This window comes from Bacillus sp. iso_77 (assembly GCF_056173625.1).
The window spans coordinates 700,131-718,349 of record NZ_CM149683.1; the positions used below are offsets into that span (position 1 = coordinate 700,131).

Annotated in this window: 20 protein-coding genes; 12 read left to right on the forward strand and 8 right to left on the reverse strand. The window is 41.8% G+C overall.

Annotated features, from left to right (window positions below):
- The first annotated feature begins 5 nt into the window (after positions 1–5).
- Positions 6–863: an SMI1/KNR4 family protein gene (locus tag AC0VYC_RS03460; protein ID WP_475389445.1), complete on the forward strand. Its 858-nt coding sequence runs from the start codon at positions 6–8 to the stop codon at positions 861–863.
- 91 nt (positions 864–954) lie between these two features.
- Here the strand turns inward: AC0VYC_RS03460 and AC0VYC_RS03465 are convergent, their stop codons facing one another.
- Entirely contained in the window at positions 955–1,326 is a 372-nt protein-coding gene (locus tag AC0VYC_RS03465; protein WP_024718616.1) for a hypothetical protein, read from the reverse strand.
- A 181-nt stretch (positions 1,327–1,507) separates the two neighbouring features.
- Here AC0VYC_RS03465 and AC0VYC_RS03470 point away from each other — a divergent pair, with 181 nt between their 5' ends.
- Together AC0VYC_RS03470 and AC0VYC_RS03475 are read left to right on the forward strand one after the other, a co-directional pair.
- Entirely contained in the window at positions 1,508–1,945 is a 438-nt protein-coding gene (locus AC0VYC_RS03470) for an Rrf2 family transcriptional regulator (protein ID WP_024718615.1), read from the forward strand.
- Positions 1,946–2,009: 64 nt separating this feature from the next.
- Positions 2,010–2,924, forward strand: a complete 915-nt coding sequence (locus AC0VYC_RS03475) for an NAD(P)/FAD-dependent oxidoreductase (protein ID WP_427244034.1) — start codon at positions 2,010–2,012, stop codon at positions 2,922–2,924.
- A 10-nt stretch (positions 2,925–2,934) separates the two neighbouring features.
- Here AC0VYC_RS03475 and AC0VYC_RS03480 read toward each other — a convergent pair whose 3' ends face one another.
- A complete protein-coding gene (locus tag AC0VYC_RS03480) occupies positions 2,935–3,135 on the reverse strand; it encodes a hypothetical protein (protein WP_242731716.1) in 201 nt (66 codons plus the stop codon).
- A 113-nt stretch (positions 3,136–3,248) separates the two neighbouring features.
- On the opposite strand from AC0VYC_RS03480, the gene AC0VYC_RS03485 reads away from it, so the two are divergent.
- Positions 3,249–3,896, forward strand: coding sequence for a DUF3885 domain-containing protein (locus AC0VYC_RS03485; RefSeq protein WP_335364329.1), 648 nt, complete (start codon positions 3,249–3,251; stop codon positions 3,894–3,896).
- Between the two features lie 33 nt (positions 3,897–3,929).
- Here AC0VYC_RS03485 and AC0VYC_RS03490 read toward each other — a convergent pair whose 3' ends face one another.
- Positions 3,930–5,258 carry a 6-phospho-beta-glucosidase gene (locus AC0VYC_RS03490; RefSeq protein WP_475389449.1) on the reverse strand — a complete coding sequence of 443 codons (1,329 nt, stop codon included), beginning with the start codon at positions 5,256–5,258 and terminating at the stop codon, positions 3,930–3,932.
- A gap of 204 nt (positions 5,259–5,462) precedes the next feature.
- Here AC0VYC_RS03490 and AC0VYC_RS03495 point away from each other — a divergent pair, with 204 nt between their 5' ends.
- On the forward strand, positions 5,463–6,194 hold the full coding sequence (locus AC0VYC_RS03495; protein WP_017366780.1) for a MurR/RpiR family transcriptional regulator: 732 nt from the start codon (positions 5,463–5,465) through the stop codon (positions 6,192–6,194).
- A gap of 13 nt (positions 6,195–6,207) precedes the next feature.
- Here AC0VYC_RS03495 and AC0VYC_RS03500 read toward each other — a convergent pair whose 3' ends face one another.
- Positions 6,208–7,410: an MFS transporter gene (locus AC0VYC_RS03500; RefSeq protein WP_475389452.1), complete on the reverse strand. Its 1,203-nt coding sequence runs from the start codon at positions 7,408–7,410 to the stop codon at positions 6,208–6,210.
- Between the two features lie 146 nt (positions 7,411–7,556).
- On the opposite strand from AC0VYC_RS03500, the gene AC0VYC_RS03505 reads away from it, so the two are divergent.
- Positions 7,557–8,036, forward strand: a complete 480-nt coding sequence (locus AC0VYC_RS03505) for an aminoacyl-tRNA deacylase (protein WP_475389454.1) — start codon at positions 7,557–7,559, stop codon at positions 8,034–8,036.
- A 32-nt stretch (positions 8,037–8,068) separates the two neighbouring features.
- Here AC0VYC_RS03505 and AC0VYC_RS03510 read toward each other — a convergent pair whose 3' ends face one another.
- Entirely contained in the window at positions 8,069–8,977 is a 909-nt protein-coding gene (locus AC0VYC_RS03510; protein ID WP_057078352.1) for a LysR family transcriptional regulator, read from the reverse strand.
- Between the two features lie 103 nt (positions 8,978–9,080).
- Here AC0VYC_RS03510 and AC0VYC_RS03515 point away from each other — a divergent pair, with 103 nt between their 5' ends.
- A complete protein-coding gene (locus AC0VYC_RS03515; RefSeq protein WP_445596999.1) occupies positions 9,081–10,280 on the forward strand; it encodes an MFS transporter in 1,200 nt (399 codons plus the stop codon).
- Positions 10,281–10,343: 63 nt separating this feature from the next.
- Here the strand turns inward: AC0VYC_RS03515 and AC0VYC_RS03520 are convergent, their stop codons facing one another.
- Together AC0VYC_RS03520 and AC0VYC_RS03525 are read right to left on the reverse strand one after the other, a co-directional pair.
- Positions 10,344–11,423: a DUF3900 domain-containing protein gene (locus tag AC0VYC_RS03520; RefSeq protein ID WP_039168562.1), complete on the reverse strand. Its 1,080-nt coding sequence runs from the start codon at positions 11,421–11,423 to the stop codon at positions 10,344–10,346.
- A gap of 200 nt (positions 11,424–11,623) precedes the next feature.
- Positions 11,624–11,773 (reverse strand): DUF1540 domain-containing protein, encoded by a 150-nt coding sequence (locus AC0VYC_RS03525; protein WP_008344201.1) that lies wholly within the window; start codon positions 11,771–11,773, stop codon positions 11,624–11,626.
- A 354-nt stretch (positions 11,774–12,127) separates the two neighbouring features.
- Here AC0VYC_RS03525 and rfbF point away from each other — a divergent pair, with 354 nt between their 5' ends.
- The 5 genes from rfbF to AC0VYC_RS03550 are packed head-to-tail and all read left to right on the forward strand — an operon-like array spanning position 12,128 to position 16,909.
- Positions 12,128–12,892 carry a glucose-1-phosphate cytidylyltransferase gene (rfbF, locus tag AC0VYC_RS03530; RefSeq protein ID WP_096881107.1) on the forward strand — a complete coding sequence of 255 codons (765 nt, stop codon included), beginning with the start codon at positions 12,128–12,130 and terminating at the stop codon, positions 12,890–12,892.
- Between the two features lie 4 nt (positions 12,893–12,896).
- Entirely contained in the window at positions 12,897–13,868 is a 972-nt protein-coding gene (locus tag AC0VYC_RS03535) for a GDP-mannose 4,6-dehydratase (protein WP_025092661.1), read from the forward strand.
- 12 nt (positions 13,869–13,880) lie between these two features.
- Entirely contained in the window at positions 13,881–14,792 is a 912-nt protein-coding gene (locus AC0VYC_RS03540; protein WP_045034449.1) for a putative nucleotide-diphospho-sugar transferase, read from the forward strand.
- Entirely contained in the window at positions 14,789–15,979 is a 1,191-nt protein-coding gene (locus tag AC0VYC_RS03545) for a glycosyltransferase family 2 protein (protein ID WP_475389459.1), read from the forward strand. The genes AC0VYC_RS03540 and AC0VYC_RS03545 overlap by 4 nt, the downstream gene beginning before the upstream one ends.
- A complete protein-coding gene (locus AC0VYC_RS03550) occupies positions 15,980–16,909 on the forward strand; it encodes a putative nucleotide-diphospho-sugar transferase (RefSeq protein ID WP_327861794.1) in 930 nt (309 codons plus the stop codon). It abuts the gene before it with no gap.
- A gap of 34 nt (positions 16,910–16,943) precedes the next feature.
- Here the strand turns inward: AC0VYC_RS03550 and AC0VYC_RS03555 are convergent, their stop codons facing one another.
- Positions 16,944–18,182: an MFS transporter gene (locus AC0VYC_RS03555; RefSeq protein WP_144740868.1), complete on the reverse strand. Its 1,239-nt coding sequence runs from the start codon at positions 18,180–18,182 to the stop codon at positions 16,944–16,946.
- Between the last annotated feature and the right edge of the window lie 37 nt (positions 18,183–18,219).

An 18,219-nucleotide genomic window follows, 5' to 3' on the forward strand; every position in this document is an offset into this window, starting at 1 on the left:
TTTATTTGAAGCCATTTTGGGATACAGACAGAGAAAGTGAAGAGACATTTAAGAAAATCAATGAAAAAGGCATTGCAAAAGCAGAAAAGAAACTAGGCGTCATCTTGCCTGATACATATAAGAAGCTTATCCTCGAGCAAAATGGCGGTTATACCCTGCATAATGCTTTTCCAACAGATCAGCCGAATGGATGGGCAGAGGATCATGTGTCATTTGATCATTTAAGAGGAATTGCCAAAGGCGAAGGTATCATGGACAGTGATTATTTAATAGAAGAATGGGAATTGCCTGAGGGGCTTGTACTGATTTGTGGGGATGGTCATACGTGGATCGCATTGGATTATAGAGAAACAAAGGAACATCCGCCGATTCATTACTTTGATCTAGAATATGAGACGGATTTTAAATTAACGGATTCGTTTGATGAATTGATTGCGGGGCATTATACCGCAGAGGATAGTGAAGAAGATGGGATGTCAGATGAAGAGTGGCAGGCTGAATATGAAAAGCAGAATCCGCCATTATCAAAAGAAGAAGTAAAAGACATATTGAAGACTCGAGACCCTGAGGCACTTCATAAAATTGTATTTTTTCATTTAGACCAAATTGATGATATCAAGTGGTTTTTTTCAGAAGTAGAAACTTTTATGAACTCCATTCAAGACGAAAATATGTTAGTAACTGCTGGCTGGGCGCTCAGCACAATCCTTACACTGAATGATGTGGTGGTTAAGCAGAATGACGATATTTTTCAAAGGGCACGTCGTTTTGCGGAGCAATTGAATCAATCAAAAATAGAAGAAATGCATGAAATCGCTTTTAATATATCATTATGGTTGGAATTTGATTTAGAAGAGCAATAAGAATATCTATTTCATGTGAAAAATATCTGAAATAGAAATCTTTTAAATTATTAAAAAGACCCCCTCACCAAAAAGGGGGTCACCAATTCCTTTACTCCGCACTCTCCTCAACCTCACGGCTATCTTCTGTTTCACCAATATAAATAGGGCCGTTTGCATGGTCGATTCGGATTGGCCATTCGTATGGGACTTGCAGGCGTCGTGCGATGGCTCTCCAAAATTTTGCAGAATCAAATTCTAGTTCTTGAAAGTCTTTAAGCAATTCTTTATAAGAAGATCCATCAAATTGAATGTACGAGTCTTGCAGACGCATAAAGGCGTAATGTCTCACTTCTAATGCTGCCGCAGCTTCCATTTCTTCTTCTGTTGCTTCGCCAATGATTGTTCCTGCGGGTGGAAGCATGTCGTATACGTTAAATTCCTCTTCTTCTTCGTGTGCTGCATTGTGCTGTTGATCTGACATTTTGTTCACTCCTTCTAGTCTTCATCAAGCTTTTATTCGTGCTTACTTCTATTATCGGAAGGAAATGCGAAATGTGGAATGAAAAAAGAAGCAGATCCACAATACTTGCTTTTTCTTCTTGAATCTTTTATGATCAATTACAGATATAAAAGGTCTACAATAGATAGAAAGGAATGTTTCTATGAAATATTCTAAAGCGACCAACTATGCGCTGCATACGATGGTCTTTTTAACCCTTGCACCAAAGGGGAAAGCAATAGGCGTTGAGCCTCTCGCCAAGATGCAAGATCTTTCACCTACCTATTTATCTAAAATTTTAACAAAGCTTGTGAAGGCGGGATTGATTGAATCAACACCTGGCGCAAAAGGTGGTTACACCATTCTGAAAAAGAAGGAGGACATTTCGTTTCTAGACGTCATTCAGGCGGTAGAAGGACAAACCCATTTATTTCGTTGTTCCTTAGCACATGATTCTTTCATGCCTCACGATGGCTGTTTGATTGAACAAGTCATGCAGGATGTTGAAACGAAAATGCAGGAGACGTTAAGTCAAAAGCGGTTAGTTGATATTGCAAGCCAAATAGAGCAGACAGAAAAAAATCCATTTTTCAACATGTGATTTTTTTGAACTAATTATAGATATTAAAAGTCTTTAAAGTCTTTAATAAAAAGGGGAGATTTATATGTTATTAGATTGTGCCATTATTGGAGGCGGGCCATCCGGATTAAATGCAGCTCTTGTTGTCGGGCGGGGCAGAAAACAGGTCATGGTATTCGATGATGAGATGCCAAGAAATCGAGTGACTCAGGAATCACATGGATTTATTACAAACGATGGAATGACACCGTTTGAGATCAGACAAGCAGGAGAAGCGGATCTTCAAAACTACCCCAATATCCAAATCAAACGAAGCAGAATTGTGGAGATACAAAATCATGAGGACAATTTCGTGTTACTGACACAAGAAGGAGAAAGATTCGAAGCGAAAAAAATCATTTTGGCCACAGGACTTCAGGACATATTGCCAAAGATCAACGGGATTCATGATGTGTATGGAAAGACGTTGTTTAGCTGTCCTTTCTGCGATGGCTGGGAGCTGAAGGACAAGCCACTTGCCCTGATTGCAGAGAACCAGCGCGCTTTGCATATGGCGAAACTTCTTTCCAATTGGACAAACGATTTGATTGTGTTTACAAATGGACAGCAAGTGTTAGCTGAAGAGGAGAAAGCACTGCTATCAGCACATTCTATTCAAGTTATTGATGTGCCAATTGTAGCGATCCATCATGACAATGGTCAGCTACGCTCTCTTCAGCTTGTAAATGGAGAGATAGTGATAAGAGAAGGCGGATTTGTCGCAAGTGATTTCAAGCAGTCAACCCCTTTTGCTGAAAAACTAGGCTGTCAAATGACGAAAAATGGGGGCATTGAAACAGATATTCTTGGGCGTACAACCGTCAGCGGTATTTTTGCATGTGGTGATAATTTAGGCGGACCTGCTCAGCTTGTTCTTGCAGCAGCAGCTGGAAGTCAGGCAGGAATGGGCGTGATTCATGAACTTGTGCAGGAAGAGTTTCAACAAAAAACATCTCTGTAAAAAGAGATGTTCAGCGATGAGCGATTTTCCATTTTACTAAGACGTGAGCAGTCCATTCAAAAAGTGCGTAGATGACAAAGAAGATTAGGATCCAGCTGCTGACATCGACCCATACATTGTTGATTTGAATGATGTTCGCCTGATCAAGTCCAGTCTGTATCCACATCGTGATCAATGCGGTGAGGAACACCTGTAAAAACCATTTTTTCAATTGGTCACACCTCCATCTCTTTCTATCATATAAGAAATGACAGTTTATTTCCAATTGAATTTCCATCAGTTTCAACGGTAAAATAAGAAATAAAACCAATGGAAGGACATGAGATGAGCGATCAAACCAATCGTTTTTTAAAAAGTCATTTTCCTGAACTTGTCCTCGCGCCGCCTCTTTTTTATAGGTGGCCTTTTGGTCTTCGCTTTGAAGTGGCAGATTGGTCATTAGGAGAAGAACCGGTTGTATTAGAAAAAGCAGGCGATCGGGCTTTGAAAATTGTCAGATATGCTTTTGATCCAGAAGACGATATTCTACTTGTCACGGATGTCTATACGCAGCATGAACATGAATTAACGAAGCAAAAGCTCCTAGTTTATCAGAAATATGCATACCGACAAGTGCGTCACCGATTGCGTCACGAGCGTTTGACCTATATACAACCAAAACAAGAAGAAACAATGAAAAGAGAGAGATTTACACTCAAGTGTCAGCTGCAAGATATTCGATTGCGCCCGCTATTACAAGCCATATGCCAAGAGGATTTCTACAAACCGAATCAAATCTTGAAAGGAAAGCTTGGTTATGACATTTATCTCATCAATCTCTCAAAACAGATGATTTTCCACTTATATGATGATCGAGGCTGCGATCTTATTGCGGCAGATCCAGAACATCTGTGTCCAGTTTATGAAGGTTTACAGCACTGGCTCTTAGACTATGACCGTGCTCAGATGGATCAGTTGTTTGCCGGGAAATAAGAAAAACCGCACTTTGACAAGTGCGGCTTCTTTTTATGCTTCTACTTTATTGAAAAACTGTGGTAAGTAGTCTTTGTGTGCTTCTAGCATTTCATCTAGGATGCTTTTTGCAATGGCATCTGATGGGACAAGCGGATTGATGGTCATGGCGACAAGTGCTGTGTTGTAGTCGCCTGTCACGGCTGCTTCAGCGGCTACACGTTCAAAGGATTTAATTTGAGAAATAAGTCCTTTGACAGCAACCGGCATTTCACCAACAGCGATTGGTTTTGGGCCGTCTTTTGTGATGACACAGTTCAGTTCAACGGCAGAATCATTTGGAATGTCACTGATGGCGCCATTGTTGATTGTGTTTACAGGCTGAATGTCATGCTTGTCGTTATAAATGGATGCGATCAAGTTACATGCTGCATCACTGTAGTAAGCACCGCCTCGTTTTTCAAGCTGTGGCGGCTTAATATCAAGATCAGGATCTTTGTAAAGCTCGAACAGGTCATTTTCTAGTGCACGGACGACTTCTGCACGAGTTCCTTCATTCTCTGCTGCTTTCTTTTCTTCAGCCAGCATATCACTTGTTTTGTAGTAGTATCGGTGATATGGACAAGGAATCACACCAAGCCCTTTTAAGAAATCTGCATCCCACGGAATCGCTTGAATGTTGTTCATCGACATGGTCGAGTTTGGATCTGCCATGTCTTCGATCACTTGATCCATGATGCTTTTGCCATCTAAGAACACGTTCAGTCCAAAGACCATATGGTTTAATCCAGCAAAGCTGACTTCGACTCTGCTTGCGTCGACATCAAGTCCTTTGGCGATGCCCATGCGAATGCCGATTGGTACGTTACATAAGCCAACGACTTTGCGGTGGTTTGAATAGCGAAGTACGGCTTCTGTGACCATACCAGCTGGGTTGGTGAAATTCACAAGCCAAGCATCCGGGCATAATTCTTCAATATCTTTCACAATCTCAAGAATGACAGGGATGGTGCGCAGACCCTTGAATAGACCGCCTGGACCGTTTGTTTCTTGACCAATGACATCATATTTTAAAGGAATACGTTCATCCTTCATACGTGCTTCCAGTAATCCGACGCGGAATTGTGTTGTGACGAAATTAGCGTCTACCAGTGCTTTCCGGCGATCTAAAGTTAAATGAACCTCGATTGGAAGCCCTGCTTTTTTCACCATGCGTTTTGCAAGATTTCCGACGATCTCAAGCTTTTCTTTACCTGCTTCGATATCGACGAGCCAAAGTTCGCTTATTGGAAATTCCTCGTACCGTTTAATGAATCCTTCGACAAGTTCTGGTGTATAGCTTGATCCTCCGCCGATTGTGACAACCTTTAATCCTTTTGCCATGTTCTGCACCTCCGAATAATGTAACGCACAATGTTATAATAGAGTGAATCAATCTTTTATCATTTGTTTGTACATCTATAGCTTATCGTGAGAGTACCTTGTGCGTAAACGGTTTCAGCGTCTTTAGGCAAGGGTGCCCTATTTAGAGATTTGTTACATAAAAGAAACGTGTTGTGTCATGTTGTTGGAGAAAGGGGAAGTCAGATGTTTTCAAGTGAGGTCATTTCCAGCTTTAATGAACTAGAAAGCGCTTTATACCGATACATTATGGAAAACAGTGAAAAAGTCGTCTATATGAGAATTCGTGATTTGGCAGATGCCGCACATATATCGACCTCATCTGTCCTTCGCTTTTGTCGAAAAGTGAATTGTGAAGGCTTTTCAGAATTTAAGGTGAAGCTCAAAATGTATTTAGAAGCAGAACAAACACCTTCTTTGAAAAGCACGCAGCATTTCCTGTATGAATTTATCGAACGGACACTTAAAGGAGATTTTGAGGAAAAGATTAAAGAGGCAGCGAAGCTCATTGCGGATGCAAAGAATGTGCTGTTTATTGGGACGGGCAGTTCTGGTATTTTGGCGCAGTATGGGGCAAGGTACTTTTCAAGTCTGGAGAAATTTTCATTCTACATCAATGATCCGTTTTTCCCGATGAATATGCAGTATTTAGACAATAGTGTCACCATTGTGCTGTCGGTATCAGGAGAGAACAGTATTACGATTGATCATATTTCGAAACTAAAAAGAGAAGGCAGCACGATCATTAGTATTACAAACAATCAGCACTGTACAATTTCTCGTATTTCTGACTTGAATATTGCTTATTACGTTACAGACGAACGAGTCCATAGAGCCAACATTACTACACAGACACCCGTTGTCTATATCCTAGAAGCAATGGCGCGTGACATGTTTGCGATGTTAAAAGAAAAGTAAAAGAGCCGCTGCCTTAAACAGTGGCTCTTTTTTTCTGCATCATGAAAGTGGTGATGGCAATGCTTGAGCAGATGAGTACAAACAGTCCGCCTAACAAATACACAAATCTCGCTCCGAATGTATCCGCAATTAATCCAACAAAGAAAATAGATAAACTGACAGACATAGAAGAGAGAACGTATTGAGCCGAATACACCTTTGATAACTCATGGACTGGCGTTTCCGTTTGGAGGATGGTTTGCTGCGAAACATCCCGAATTTGATAGGCAGGCCCCATTAAAATACAAAGCAGCAATGCAAGCCATGGCAGGCTGTTTAGCGAAAATAGGATCGTCAGCACTGCATAAATAAAAGAGCCCGCTGCCATAAAGAGGAGAAGTTGTTTTTGAATAAACTGACTTAGCCATGCAGCCATAAGTCCGCCTATAATGGCACCTATATAATATGCGGCATTGATATATCCCCACCATTCCGCACCTTCATTTAAAACAAGTGTGACAAAGGCAAGCGTAACCGGTCCGACCCACAAAGCACCTGCAATATTTTCACTAACATCCATGAAAGTCAGGATGCGAACCGTTTTGTTTGTCCAAATGATCTTCCAGCCATCCTTGAACCCGTTCATCTTATTTTCTTTTTGAACCGTGTCTTCTTGCTTGAGTAGAGAAAAAACAGGGATGATCAATAGATAGGACAACACAATCATGAAACAAGAGGCCCACATTAAATAAAATGGACCAATCAACAGGACGAGCATTCCAGTAAACGAATAGCCGGCGATTTGAACAGATTGATAAAAAACGGAGGCTGTACTGTTCGCTTTCACAAGCTGATTTGCTGGCACAAGCATCGGCATGATGGCCTGTAATAAAGGGCTGATGAACCCGCCTGTGATGGAAATCAAAACGAACGCACTAAACAGCCAGATCAGGTGCTGCTGAAAGAAATCAAATTGGGTCGTGAATACGACGAGCATTCCAATACGTAAAAGAGGGACCCATTTCAATAGACGCTTGGCTTGAAAGAGTTCTGTCAAAACAGGAGAGAGGAACCCAGCTAATAGCTGACATAGTGTTCTTATGAGTGGAAATACAGCCGCATAGGCGACAGATTGTGTATCTTGATAAATAACCAATGTGACTGTCATCAAAAATAGAATATCACTTAGCATGAGAAGGCTTTTACTACCTGTATAAAACCAAAACTTATTTCCCATATCCAACCGACTCCTTTTCAAAAACAAGTTCAGTATAGCATGTTGGCGAAGTGTGCAGAGGTTTTCCATTGAAAAATACATCTTAAGGATGAGAGGATTGTGATAAGCTAAATGAAAGAACATCGTAAGGAAAGGGGTTCAATCCATTGAAAAAATTACCAGCACATGACTTTTTGGACAAGCATGGCATCCCGTATGACATCAAAACATTTTCTGCCAAAACAGAGAAGGGCGCAGCGAATGTAGCGGCTGCTCTTGGTTTTAGAGAAAGACAAATGATCAAAACATTGATCTTTGAAACAGGGGAAGGGGAGCAGCTGCTTGTAATGGTGGGTGCTGACCAGCACATCAAATCAGGGAAACTAAAGAAAGCTGCAGGCTCTCGCAATATCAAAATGGCTTCACCAGACACGGTGCTTGAAGTGACAGGCTATCGCATTGGCTCCATCCCGCCATTTTGCTGGCAGCCTGAAGGGTTCCGCACGATTATCGAAGCATCGCTATTAGAAGAAGAGATATTAGGCGTTGGAGCGGGAGAATGGGGAAATGAAATACTCATCACACCAGAACAATTAGTAAAAGCCTCAAAAGCGGTCCCATTTGATCTTGTTCAGCCATCCGAATAGAGAAAGTGCCTGTTGCTGAAACAGGCACTTTTTTAATTGGAGTCAGGTGCTATAAAGGGTCCAATGTCTTTCATTTGCAGAAAAGCATTCACCGTCCTATTTTCCTCAAGGTCATTCGCCCGTTTGCAGACCACAACAGGTCTGATAATGTCAATTCCTTCGATATACACGCGCCCAATCTCTCCACGTTCTAAGCTTCGCTGAACAGCGTCACGAGGAACAAGTGTGATGCCATAGCCAGCTTTGATCATTTGAATGGCTTCGTGGACACCACTGAATTGTAAATCAACGGTCGGTTTTTTAATTCCTTTAGCGGTAAAAAGGGAAAAAAGTTTGTCTCTCGTCGAACTGCCTTCTTCTCGCATTAAAAAGGGTTCATGGCTTAGGCGTTCTAGGGGGACGGTTTGTCCATTTAACGGGTGATCCACAGGCACGATAAAGTCATAACTTAAATCAGTCAAGTGAGAGGTGTGAAGATCTTCGTGGTGCAGATCCTCTATTACGGCGATCGCTACATCTGATTGATATTGAAGCAGGCTTTCGATCACTTGAGCGGAGTTTCCGCTTTTTAATTCAATATCTGTCTGTGGCGATGCTGTTTTAAAAGAGGCAAGCCAATCAGGCAGCAAAAAGTTAAGTGGTACGTAGGTAGAAGCAATTCTGAGTCTTCCTTTTTTTCCGTTTTGCAGAAGAGTAATCTGATATTCTACTTCTTTTTCCGCCTCGAATACTTGCCGGGCATATGGATACAGGATCTTTCCCATCTCCGTCAGTGTAATCCCCCGGCCGTTTCGTTTGAAAAGACGAAAGCCGATCTCTCGTTCAATGCTTCGTAATTGTGCTGTCACAGCCGGCTGCGTCAAAGACAGCACGTCTGCCGTTTGTGTGACACTTTTTGTTTCGGCTACCTTTGCAAAAATACGGAGGGCATGTAAATTCATCTTTGCACCGCCTATCAATTATTTTGATGATTCAATCAAAAACATTCATTAGATTTATTATAAGGTATCCCTTATCGTAAAGGTAGCGAAGGGGGAAGAAAAAATGGATCGTCGTCAAAAGCAAGTGGTGTCAATTTCGCTCATCACAGCATTTGCACTTATTGGGGATTCAATGCTCTATATTGTTCTCCCGGTCTATTGGAAAGAGATTGGTTTATCATCCATTTGGGAGGTGGGGTTACTGCTGTCTATCAACCGATTCATTCGTATCCCGCTAGCACCTGTCGTATGGTGGCTTTATCGATATATTCCAATGAAGACCGGTGTACTGATCGCAATTTTGATCGCGTCAGTGACCACGATATTATATGGTATGAGTGGATTTTGGCTGCTATTGATTTGCCGCTGTGCATGGGGTCTCGCTTGGACGTTACTCCGTATGAGTGGGATGAGGGTCTTGGCTGAAATGGACGAAGGCTCACAAGGACATTTGACGGGTCTTTATAATGGGCTTTACCGGCTTGGCAGTTTATTTGGCATGTTATTTGGTGGAATCCTTGCCAGCTTGATCGGTTTTCAGTCCATGACGCTTGTCTTTGGCTTACTCACATTAATGGGCTGCATTTTTTATGTATCGTTGGATGAAATTGAAAAGAGAGAAGGCACGCAGGTGTATCATGGCATCAAACAGAAGTGGTTTACACGAGATGTGGTAAAAGTACTGATAACAGGCATGCTGATCGCACTGATCATCCAAGGTTTATTCGCATCCACGCTGAGTCATATCGTTGAAGCAAAGATTGACCAAGATGAATTGACTCTGTTTGGCTTTGTCATCGGAGCTTCGGCTTTAAGCGGTGTTATTCAAGCACTCAGGTGGGGATGGGAACCATTTCTCGCACCGAGAACGGGCAAATGGTTTGATCGTCTTGTGATGAAGGAACGAATGTTATGCTGGATGTTTCTTTCATTTGGAGGGCTCAGTTTTCTTGTGATCATGCTGAAGGTAAGTGGCTGGTTCCTATTGATGCTGCTTTTGATGCAACTGATGGCAACAATTGTCACAACGTTCACCGATACACTTGCCTTTCAAAAAGCTTCTGCTCAAACAGATAAGAACCGCTTTCTCGCCAGTTATTCTTTTGTTCAAGATATGGGGGCTGCTTTAGGACCTTTGTGTGGGTATACGTTGATCCAGTTTTTCGGAACAAACAGCGTCTTTTGGCTGATGCTTATCATAAGTTTAATGCTCGTCAGCATGTGGATAAGAAGCGGGCAGCATGTTTCTTCTAGTGCAGTGTAAGAAATAAAGCGTTATATAAAAAACTGCCTCATGCAGATGATCGCAGGAGGCAGTCATATTCTCTTATTCTAAGTCTGAATCATAGGCTTTTTGCGTGAGTTGGCTGACGACCTCTTTCAAGCCATTGGGTTTATGGAATTCAACAGGTGTGCTTCCTTTTTCAAATACAATTTGATCTGCTTCAACGAGCACGACATATCGATTGTTGACCTTTGCAATATGAATCGAGTGACCGAAGTCGGCTAAAAGTCCTTTAATTTCTGTTTCGCCTAGACGCATCTTCATCGTGATATCAGGGGTTTGTTCAACAATGTGTGAAGCCGCTAGCGTGACCTGTTCTGTATCGAGTGTTTCCCGAATCTCCCGTTTTTCACTTGCTTCCCATATTTCAAGGTCCTCTTCAAATTGTTTTAATTCTTCACTTTCATCCTGAAATGTTTCAAATACATGTTCCTGCACCATATTCATGACCTGTGATTTCATGATTTCAGGCATCGATTCCCCGTATTCGACGAATTTTAGAAAGTCTTCAAAATAACGAGCGTGTGAGGATTGGTGAATTTTCACTTCGGCTTCCTCTGTCATGCCCTCTTCTGGCATAAACGGGTATTGAATCGATTTCATGTTTTTTGTTGTAATCGCCATTTCTACTTTTTTGATCAAGGTAGATGTATCAGCAATAGAAGCGACTTTCTGTTCAAAATCGCATTTCATGATAAAGACAAAAGAGTCATCGAAATACTTTTTAGGAACCGCAGATGCAACCAAAAACACGCCGCCTCTGACAGCACTTGTATCTAAATAGGTGCGAACAAATTGTTCACTGCATTCGTTAAATACTTCTTTTGTATCTGCAAATCTCGTCTGATGAAATAAATTGTAGTTTGGATTTGAATCGAGTTCATGCCCGGGTTCGACAATAAATCGGCCAATTTTAGTCGGTACTTGCTCAGACTTAGGGTGTCTGTCCACTTTTCGTTTGACGATTTTTTTTAGCTCACCGTCTAGAAAGTCTTTCAGCTCACTTTGTTCAAATTCTTCTTGGTTTAATGTTTGGTAATGTTTAAACCGTTTATTTGCTTGTTCCTCTTTGCCTTCTATTTCAACCACATAGAATGATAGAAAACGTATCGTAAAATCCACTGATTGGTCACCACTTTTTCTTCTTTGGATATGTTGAGTATAGAAAAAGGAGTGAAAATCGTCAACGAATGGAGAAATATCGTGTCATTATTTCCCGAGAAATGTTTCGTGAAAAACGCTTGATAATAATTATCATTCTTGATAGAATGATAAAAGAAAAGAAGGAACCTGCCAGTTCCTTCATCTCAGAAAATCATATATTATTTTGTTTCAAATGTTTCGCAATCCGTTTCAGCATTGCGAGTCACGTCAGTCATTGTGCTTTTACCAATTTTAATGGTAGAGGCTGTACAGCTGTTGTCAGCCCAAAAACGGCAAGAGTTCACTTCACAAAGTACATTTTGTGCCATGGGGATTCACCTCCGTGATTCATATTAAGAATGAAGCAAGCTGCCACTTGAGTTCATTCAATCTAGTAGTCTCTTTATCGAAAGAGGCTGTTTGTGCTGTATATGCACATGTTTATCATACCATCTACCCTGAAAATATACAATTTAAACTTTGAAAGAGCGAGAATGCAAATCTCGCTCTTTTTTGTTTGTAAAAATAGTTAAATGCTAGGTGGCATCCTCTCATATTCCAACATATGAATAGAGTAGATTCAAAACCTGATGTCGGACAAAGTATAAGGGTACATGTACTGATTTTCCGCATGAAGATAGGGTTTTCAATCAAAAATTTTCATAGAGAGATGAGGGGAGAAGATGAAAGCAGTCATTCTCTGCGGAGGAAAGGGAACGAGAATGAGTGAGGTCACACAAGCGCTTCCTAAACCACTTGCTATGATCGGAGATCGGCCTATTCTATGGCATATTATGAAAATCTATCAGTATTACGGTGTAGACGAGTTTATCTTATTGCTTGGATATAAAGGAGAGAAAATCAAAGAGTATTTTCTCAACTACGACTGGCGGCATCACAGCATGCAGCTGGATATGTCGACAGGGGAAATAAAGCTTTTAGGGAATTCGGAGAACTGGAAAATCACTTTTTTAGATACGGGTGAGAATACGATGACAGGCGGGCGGTTAAAGCAGGTACAGGATTATATTGGTGATGAGACATTTATGATGACGTACGGGGACGGACTTGCCAATATCAATATGTTTCATTTGCTCAAGCGCCATCAAGAGCTTGGAGCAGCTGCCACTGTCACAGGAATTGAAAAGAAATCACAGTACGGCACGCTGAAGGTGTATAACGGGATGGCACAATCCTTCTCTGAGAAGACAGACAGTATCGGGATGATCAATGGAGGATTTTTTGTGTTGTCTCCAAAGGTTTTTGATTATTTAACAGATGATGATCAATGTGTGTTCGAAGCAGAGCCTCTTCAAAACTTGGCGAATGATGGTGAACTTGCAGTCTACGAGCACCACGGATTTTGGACAGCAATTGATACGTATAAAAACTTGAAAGAAATCAACGGCATGTGGGCAGATGGAAAACAACCATGGAAGGTTTGGTGACAGCATGAGCGGATTTTGGAATGGGAAAAACGTATTTGTGACCGGGTGTACGGGATTGTTAGGGAGTTACCTCGTCAAGGAATTGATTGATCAAGGAGCAAACGTAACAGGGCTTGTACGTGATCAGGTGCCAAGATCGAACTTATATCAAGGCAGTCAATTTGAAAAGATGAATGTCGTCCAAGGCGCACTGGAGGACATGCAAACGATAGAACGTGCGTTAGGAGAATATGAGATTGATACAGTCTTTCATTTGGCCGCCCAAGCGATTGTTGGGGTCGCAAATCGTCACCCAGTTTCTACATTTGAAGCCAATATTTTAGGAACATGGAATGTGCTGGAGGCATGCAGAAGGCAGCCGCTTATCAAACGAGTGATTGTGGCATCGAGTGATAAAGCATACGGAGATCAAGAACAGCTTCCTTATGATGAAGACATGCCGCTTAACGGCAAGCACCCATATGATGTGTCAAAAAGCTGTGCAGATTTAATTTCTCACACGTACTACAACACATATGGTCTTCCGGTTTGTATTACGCGCTGCGGTAATTTATATGGAGGCGGGGATTTGAATTTTAACCGAATCATTCCGCAAACCATCCAGCTGGTGTTAGAGGGAAAGGCGCCAGAAATTAGAAGTGACGGAACCTTTATCCGTGATTATTTCTATATTGAAGATGCGGTCAAGGCTTATTTACTGCTAGCTGAAAAAATGGAGGAAAAAGGGCTTGCAGGAGAAGCATTTAACTTTAGTAATGAAATTCAGCTGACTGTGCTTGAGCTCGTTGATAAAATCTTAAAGGCGATGGGCAGTGAACTAAAACCTCGTATTTTGAATCAAGGAACGCATGAGATTAAGCATCAATATTTATCAGCAGAAAAGGCGAGAAAGCTGCTTGATTGGAAGCCTGATTACTCCATTGATGAAGGGTTAGAAAAGACAATTGAATGGTATCGCGAATTCTTTCAAAAATAGAGGTGTATACAGATGAACAGCATATATTGTACGGTTCTATCAAGTGGAAGACTTTATCAAGCCATTGCGTTTTTCTTATCGTTGAAGCAAGTAGAAGATGATGCTGTCATCAAAACGTTATGTATGGATGATGCTGCATTTGATTTGCTTCATCAAATGAATTTCCCGCATGTCGATCTTGTTCATGTGCGTGAGCTTGAAACGCCGGAGCTTCTAGAGATCAAAAAGGAACGAAATGATTCGGAATATTGCTGGACATTAAAACCGATTTGGATTGAGTGGCTATTTAAGCAGGACCAGGCGGAGGAAGTGACGTATCTTGATGCGGATTTGTTCTTTTATGAGAGTCCACAAGTGATTTTTCAAAACCAGCCTGATGCCTCTGTGCTTCTATCAAGAGGGGATATTGTCATTCCAAGCTTTGATCCAGAGGAAGTGAAGATGCTTCAGAAACTTTTAGGGCGCTATAATTCAGGGTTCCTGCATTTTAAAGGAGATGAAGCCGGCCGAAAGTGCCTGAGCTGGTGGAAAGAAGAATGTCTAAAAGAATGCAAAAATGCGCCTGGAGAGGGGAAATTTGGCGATCAAGGGTATTTGGATCATATGCCGGTGCTGTTTGAAAAAGTAGAAGATATTCAAACAAAGGGTGTGAATATTGGTCACTGGAATTATGGCCAGCATTCTTATCAGGAAGAGAATGGACGTATTTTGCTTGAGGATGGAAGCCCACTTATTTGCTATCATTTCAGTGGTTTTCGGATCTTAAGCAAAGATGACATGCAGCAAATCCATGAAAAAGGAAGAGATGACTTGCCATTTTTCCAAGAAGCCTATCGGGAAGTGCTGCGTCATGTGATTGAATCGGTAGAACAAGTCAATCCGATGTTTAACGGCTATGCCAAACTGGAGGAGGATGGCGCATGAATGAAAAGTCGAAGGTCAGCGTCATTATTCCGAGTTATAATGCGAAAGAGCGTTTAGAAGGGAGCCTCTTTTCCTTAACGCTTCAGGAAACCGATATTCCATTTGAGGTCATTGTCGCTGATAATGGGTCAACGGACGGCACGATGGAAATGCTCGAAAACATTGAGGTGAACTTTCCATTCAAAAAGGTGCGTATTCCTGTCAATCAAGGAATTGCCAAGGGGCGCAATCATGCCATTCGTGAGGCAGAGGGAGACCTCTTAATATTCCATGACAGCGATATGTTGGCAGAGCCCCAATTTATTCAAAAGCACGCAGAGGCACATGCTGATCATGAGGACCGTGTCATTTGCGGTGTATGCTGGAAGCGAATCTACCGTTATTTTTACACCGGTTTTGATAAAGATCATGTGAATCGATTAAAAAAACAAGGGCTGTATCAGCGGAAAATGAAAGACAAAACGTCTCTTGTGTCGATGGAGGAAGTGAAAAGCGGCGCATTTCTAGAGAGAAGTTTCGACTTGCAGTCCGAATTTATTGATATCCTGAAAGACATTTTAAACACGTACGACTATGATTTAAGTTCTTATCAATTGCCGTGGCGATTTTTTATCACAAATAACTCTTCCGTCAAGCGAAAGCATGTCATGGAACTAGGGATGTTTGATGAAAAAATCGTTCGATACGGGTTTGAGGATTATGATTTAGGCATTCGTCTACATCAGCTTGGCCTCTCATTTGAGCTGCGTGAGGATATTTTAAGTGTGCATCAGGAACATCCAAGTAATTTAACGTCATTCGATGACATCAAATATAACATTTTGTATATGTGCGAGAAGTACAACAATATTGATTCGATTGATGTTCATTTGGCTTTCTCTGGACCATTTTCTCATACCGTGACAAATGATATCGTGAAAGACATTCGCCAGCTGCGTAAGAATGAAGCATATGATGATCTGCTCGCTTATTTTTTGGAGCTGCTTCATATGATCACAGAGCGGAATGTGGGCATTAAACGTGATCAAATGGACGTGCTGACGGCAAAGCATTTCCCTTTGAAAAAGCTGTCAGAGGCGGCTCAGCTTGCCAAGCAGGAACATGGATGCACGGTGCTGGCCGAGGCCATTCAAGGGCTCACAAAAGAGCTGCTGCATGTTGACTTGTTCCAAGTGGATGTGTTGTAGATGGCATCCTATCATTTCACAACCATTGTGTCGAATACCCATGTGTTTAAGCTGCTGGCGCTGATTCATTCACTTGAGCAGACGGCTCAATCATACAAACTTTCTGTCTTATGTGCTGATCCTTTGGCTTACACAGTGTTAAGTCAGTTTCCTCATCCACATGTCCAATATGAACAGCTTGAAGATGTGGAAGATGATTCGCTGCGAAAAGCAAAGGCGGATCGTACGTTCCACGAGTATTGCTGGACGCTTAAGCCTGCGTTTCTACTCAAAATTCTTGAGTCCTCTGATGCAGATTATCTCGCTCATTTGGATACGGATTTGTATTTTTATCATGATCCAGAGGCGATATTTGCAGAAAATCCACTCGCTCATGTATTTTTGACAGATCATATGAATTCCAAGCGATTCTATCACTTTTATGAATTATCCGGCCGTTTTAATACTGGGTTTGTAGGCTGTCGAAACACAGATGTGGCCAAACGGGCTGTGACGCAGTGGAAAGAGAACTGCATTGCGCACTGTACAGTAGAAATGGATACGGAAAAAAAGACATATGGTGATCAGCGGTATGTTGAAAGGTGGGTCGATGATTTTGAGGGTGTCCATGTGGTGGCATCTAAAGGTGCCAATGCAGCGATTTGGAATATTGAAAACTATAAGCTCTCCGTTGTGAAAGGAGATATGTATCTCGACGAATGTCCACTGCTGTTCTATCATTTCTCTGCCTTTACGATCATTGATGAAAATACCTTTAATCTGAATTGGTATTACTATATGACAGAACACACTCTTGTGGATCATTTGTATATTCCGTATGCGGATTTGATTCATCTGAAAATTAAACAGGTGCAAAAGGTCTTTCCAGACTTTCAGCAGGGGTTTATTGCAAAGAAGCATGTTCCTGACACGCATTTTTATGAGATATGAAAAAACCGCTCATTTATTGAGCGGTTTTTACCTTTTATGATTCATTCCATTTCGCTATGGTCTGATCGCTTGGCAGTAAGAAGGCTAGGATGCCTAATATCGGTAAAAAGGCGACACCGATCATGGTAGGCGTTAAACCGACTGCATCAATTAATGAGCCGAGGGCAACGGATCCAATCGCTCCCATACCAAACGCAAGCCCAACAGTTAAACCAGACATTGTGCCAATTTTCCCGGGAAATAGTTCTTGGGCATAGACCACGGTGACAGAGAAGCTTGAGGTCAGAATGATCCCAATGAGTCCAAGTAAAACATAAGCAAAAACTGGTCCGGCAAATGGGAGAAGCAGGGCAAGCGGAAAGGATGCTAATAAAGAAATTAAAATGACGGTTTTCTTGCCGAAGCGGTCTGCAAGCGGCCCGCCTAAAAATGTCCCAATCGCACCCAATATAAGAAATAAGAAAATATAAGTTTGTGATTCTTTAATCGTCAAACCATATTGTTCAATCGCATAAAACGCATAGAAATTCGAGATCGCATTTCCATACCAAGAACGTGCGAAAATAAGAAAGACGATAATGCCAAGTGCTGTGAGCGCTGACTTGCGATGAAGTTCAGATCTTGCTGCTTTTGCAGGCGCTTTTTTCGCTTGTGCTCGAATGGTTTGAAGTCTTCCTGCGTACCATCTTGAAATATAAAGAAGGAAACCGACAGCAATCATTCCAACAATCGTAAACCAAGCCACACCTGGCTGACCGAGAGGGACGAGCATTAATGCAGCGATTAGCGGAGCAAAGGCTTGGCCTGTATTTCCACCGACTTGATAGATGGATTGAGCAAGACCCCGTCTAGGACCAGCTGCCATGTTGGCAACCCGTGAGCCCTCTGGATGGAAAATCGCAGAGCCGAGTCCAATAAAGACGACGCACAGTAGGATGGTCGCAAATGATGGTGCAAACGCAAGGCCGAGAATGCCGACAGCACTTGAAAATAATGCGATAGGCAGTGCATAGGGCATCGGCCGTTTATCTGTGTACCACCCGATCGCAGGCTGCATGACAGAGGAGACCATATTTAATGTAAAGGCGATTAGCCCTAATTGAGTAAAGGTCAGCCCCATTGAGCGTTCTAAAATAGGGAACATGGCAGGAATCACGGCTTGCAATGTGTCGTTGAGCATATGGCAAATACCAATAATCAATAAAATAGGATAAACCGTTGAACCGGTGACCGCTTTTTGAGGTTTATTCTTTGTTTGAGCAGCAATAGCCAATGAGACTTCCTCCTTTCATTCAACTTGTTTTCTTTTT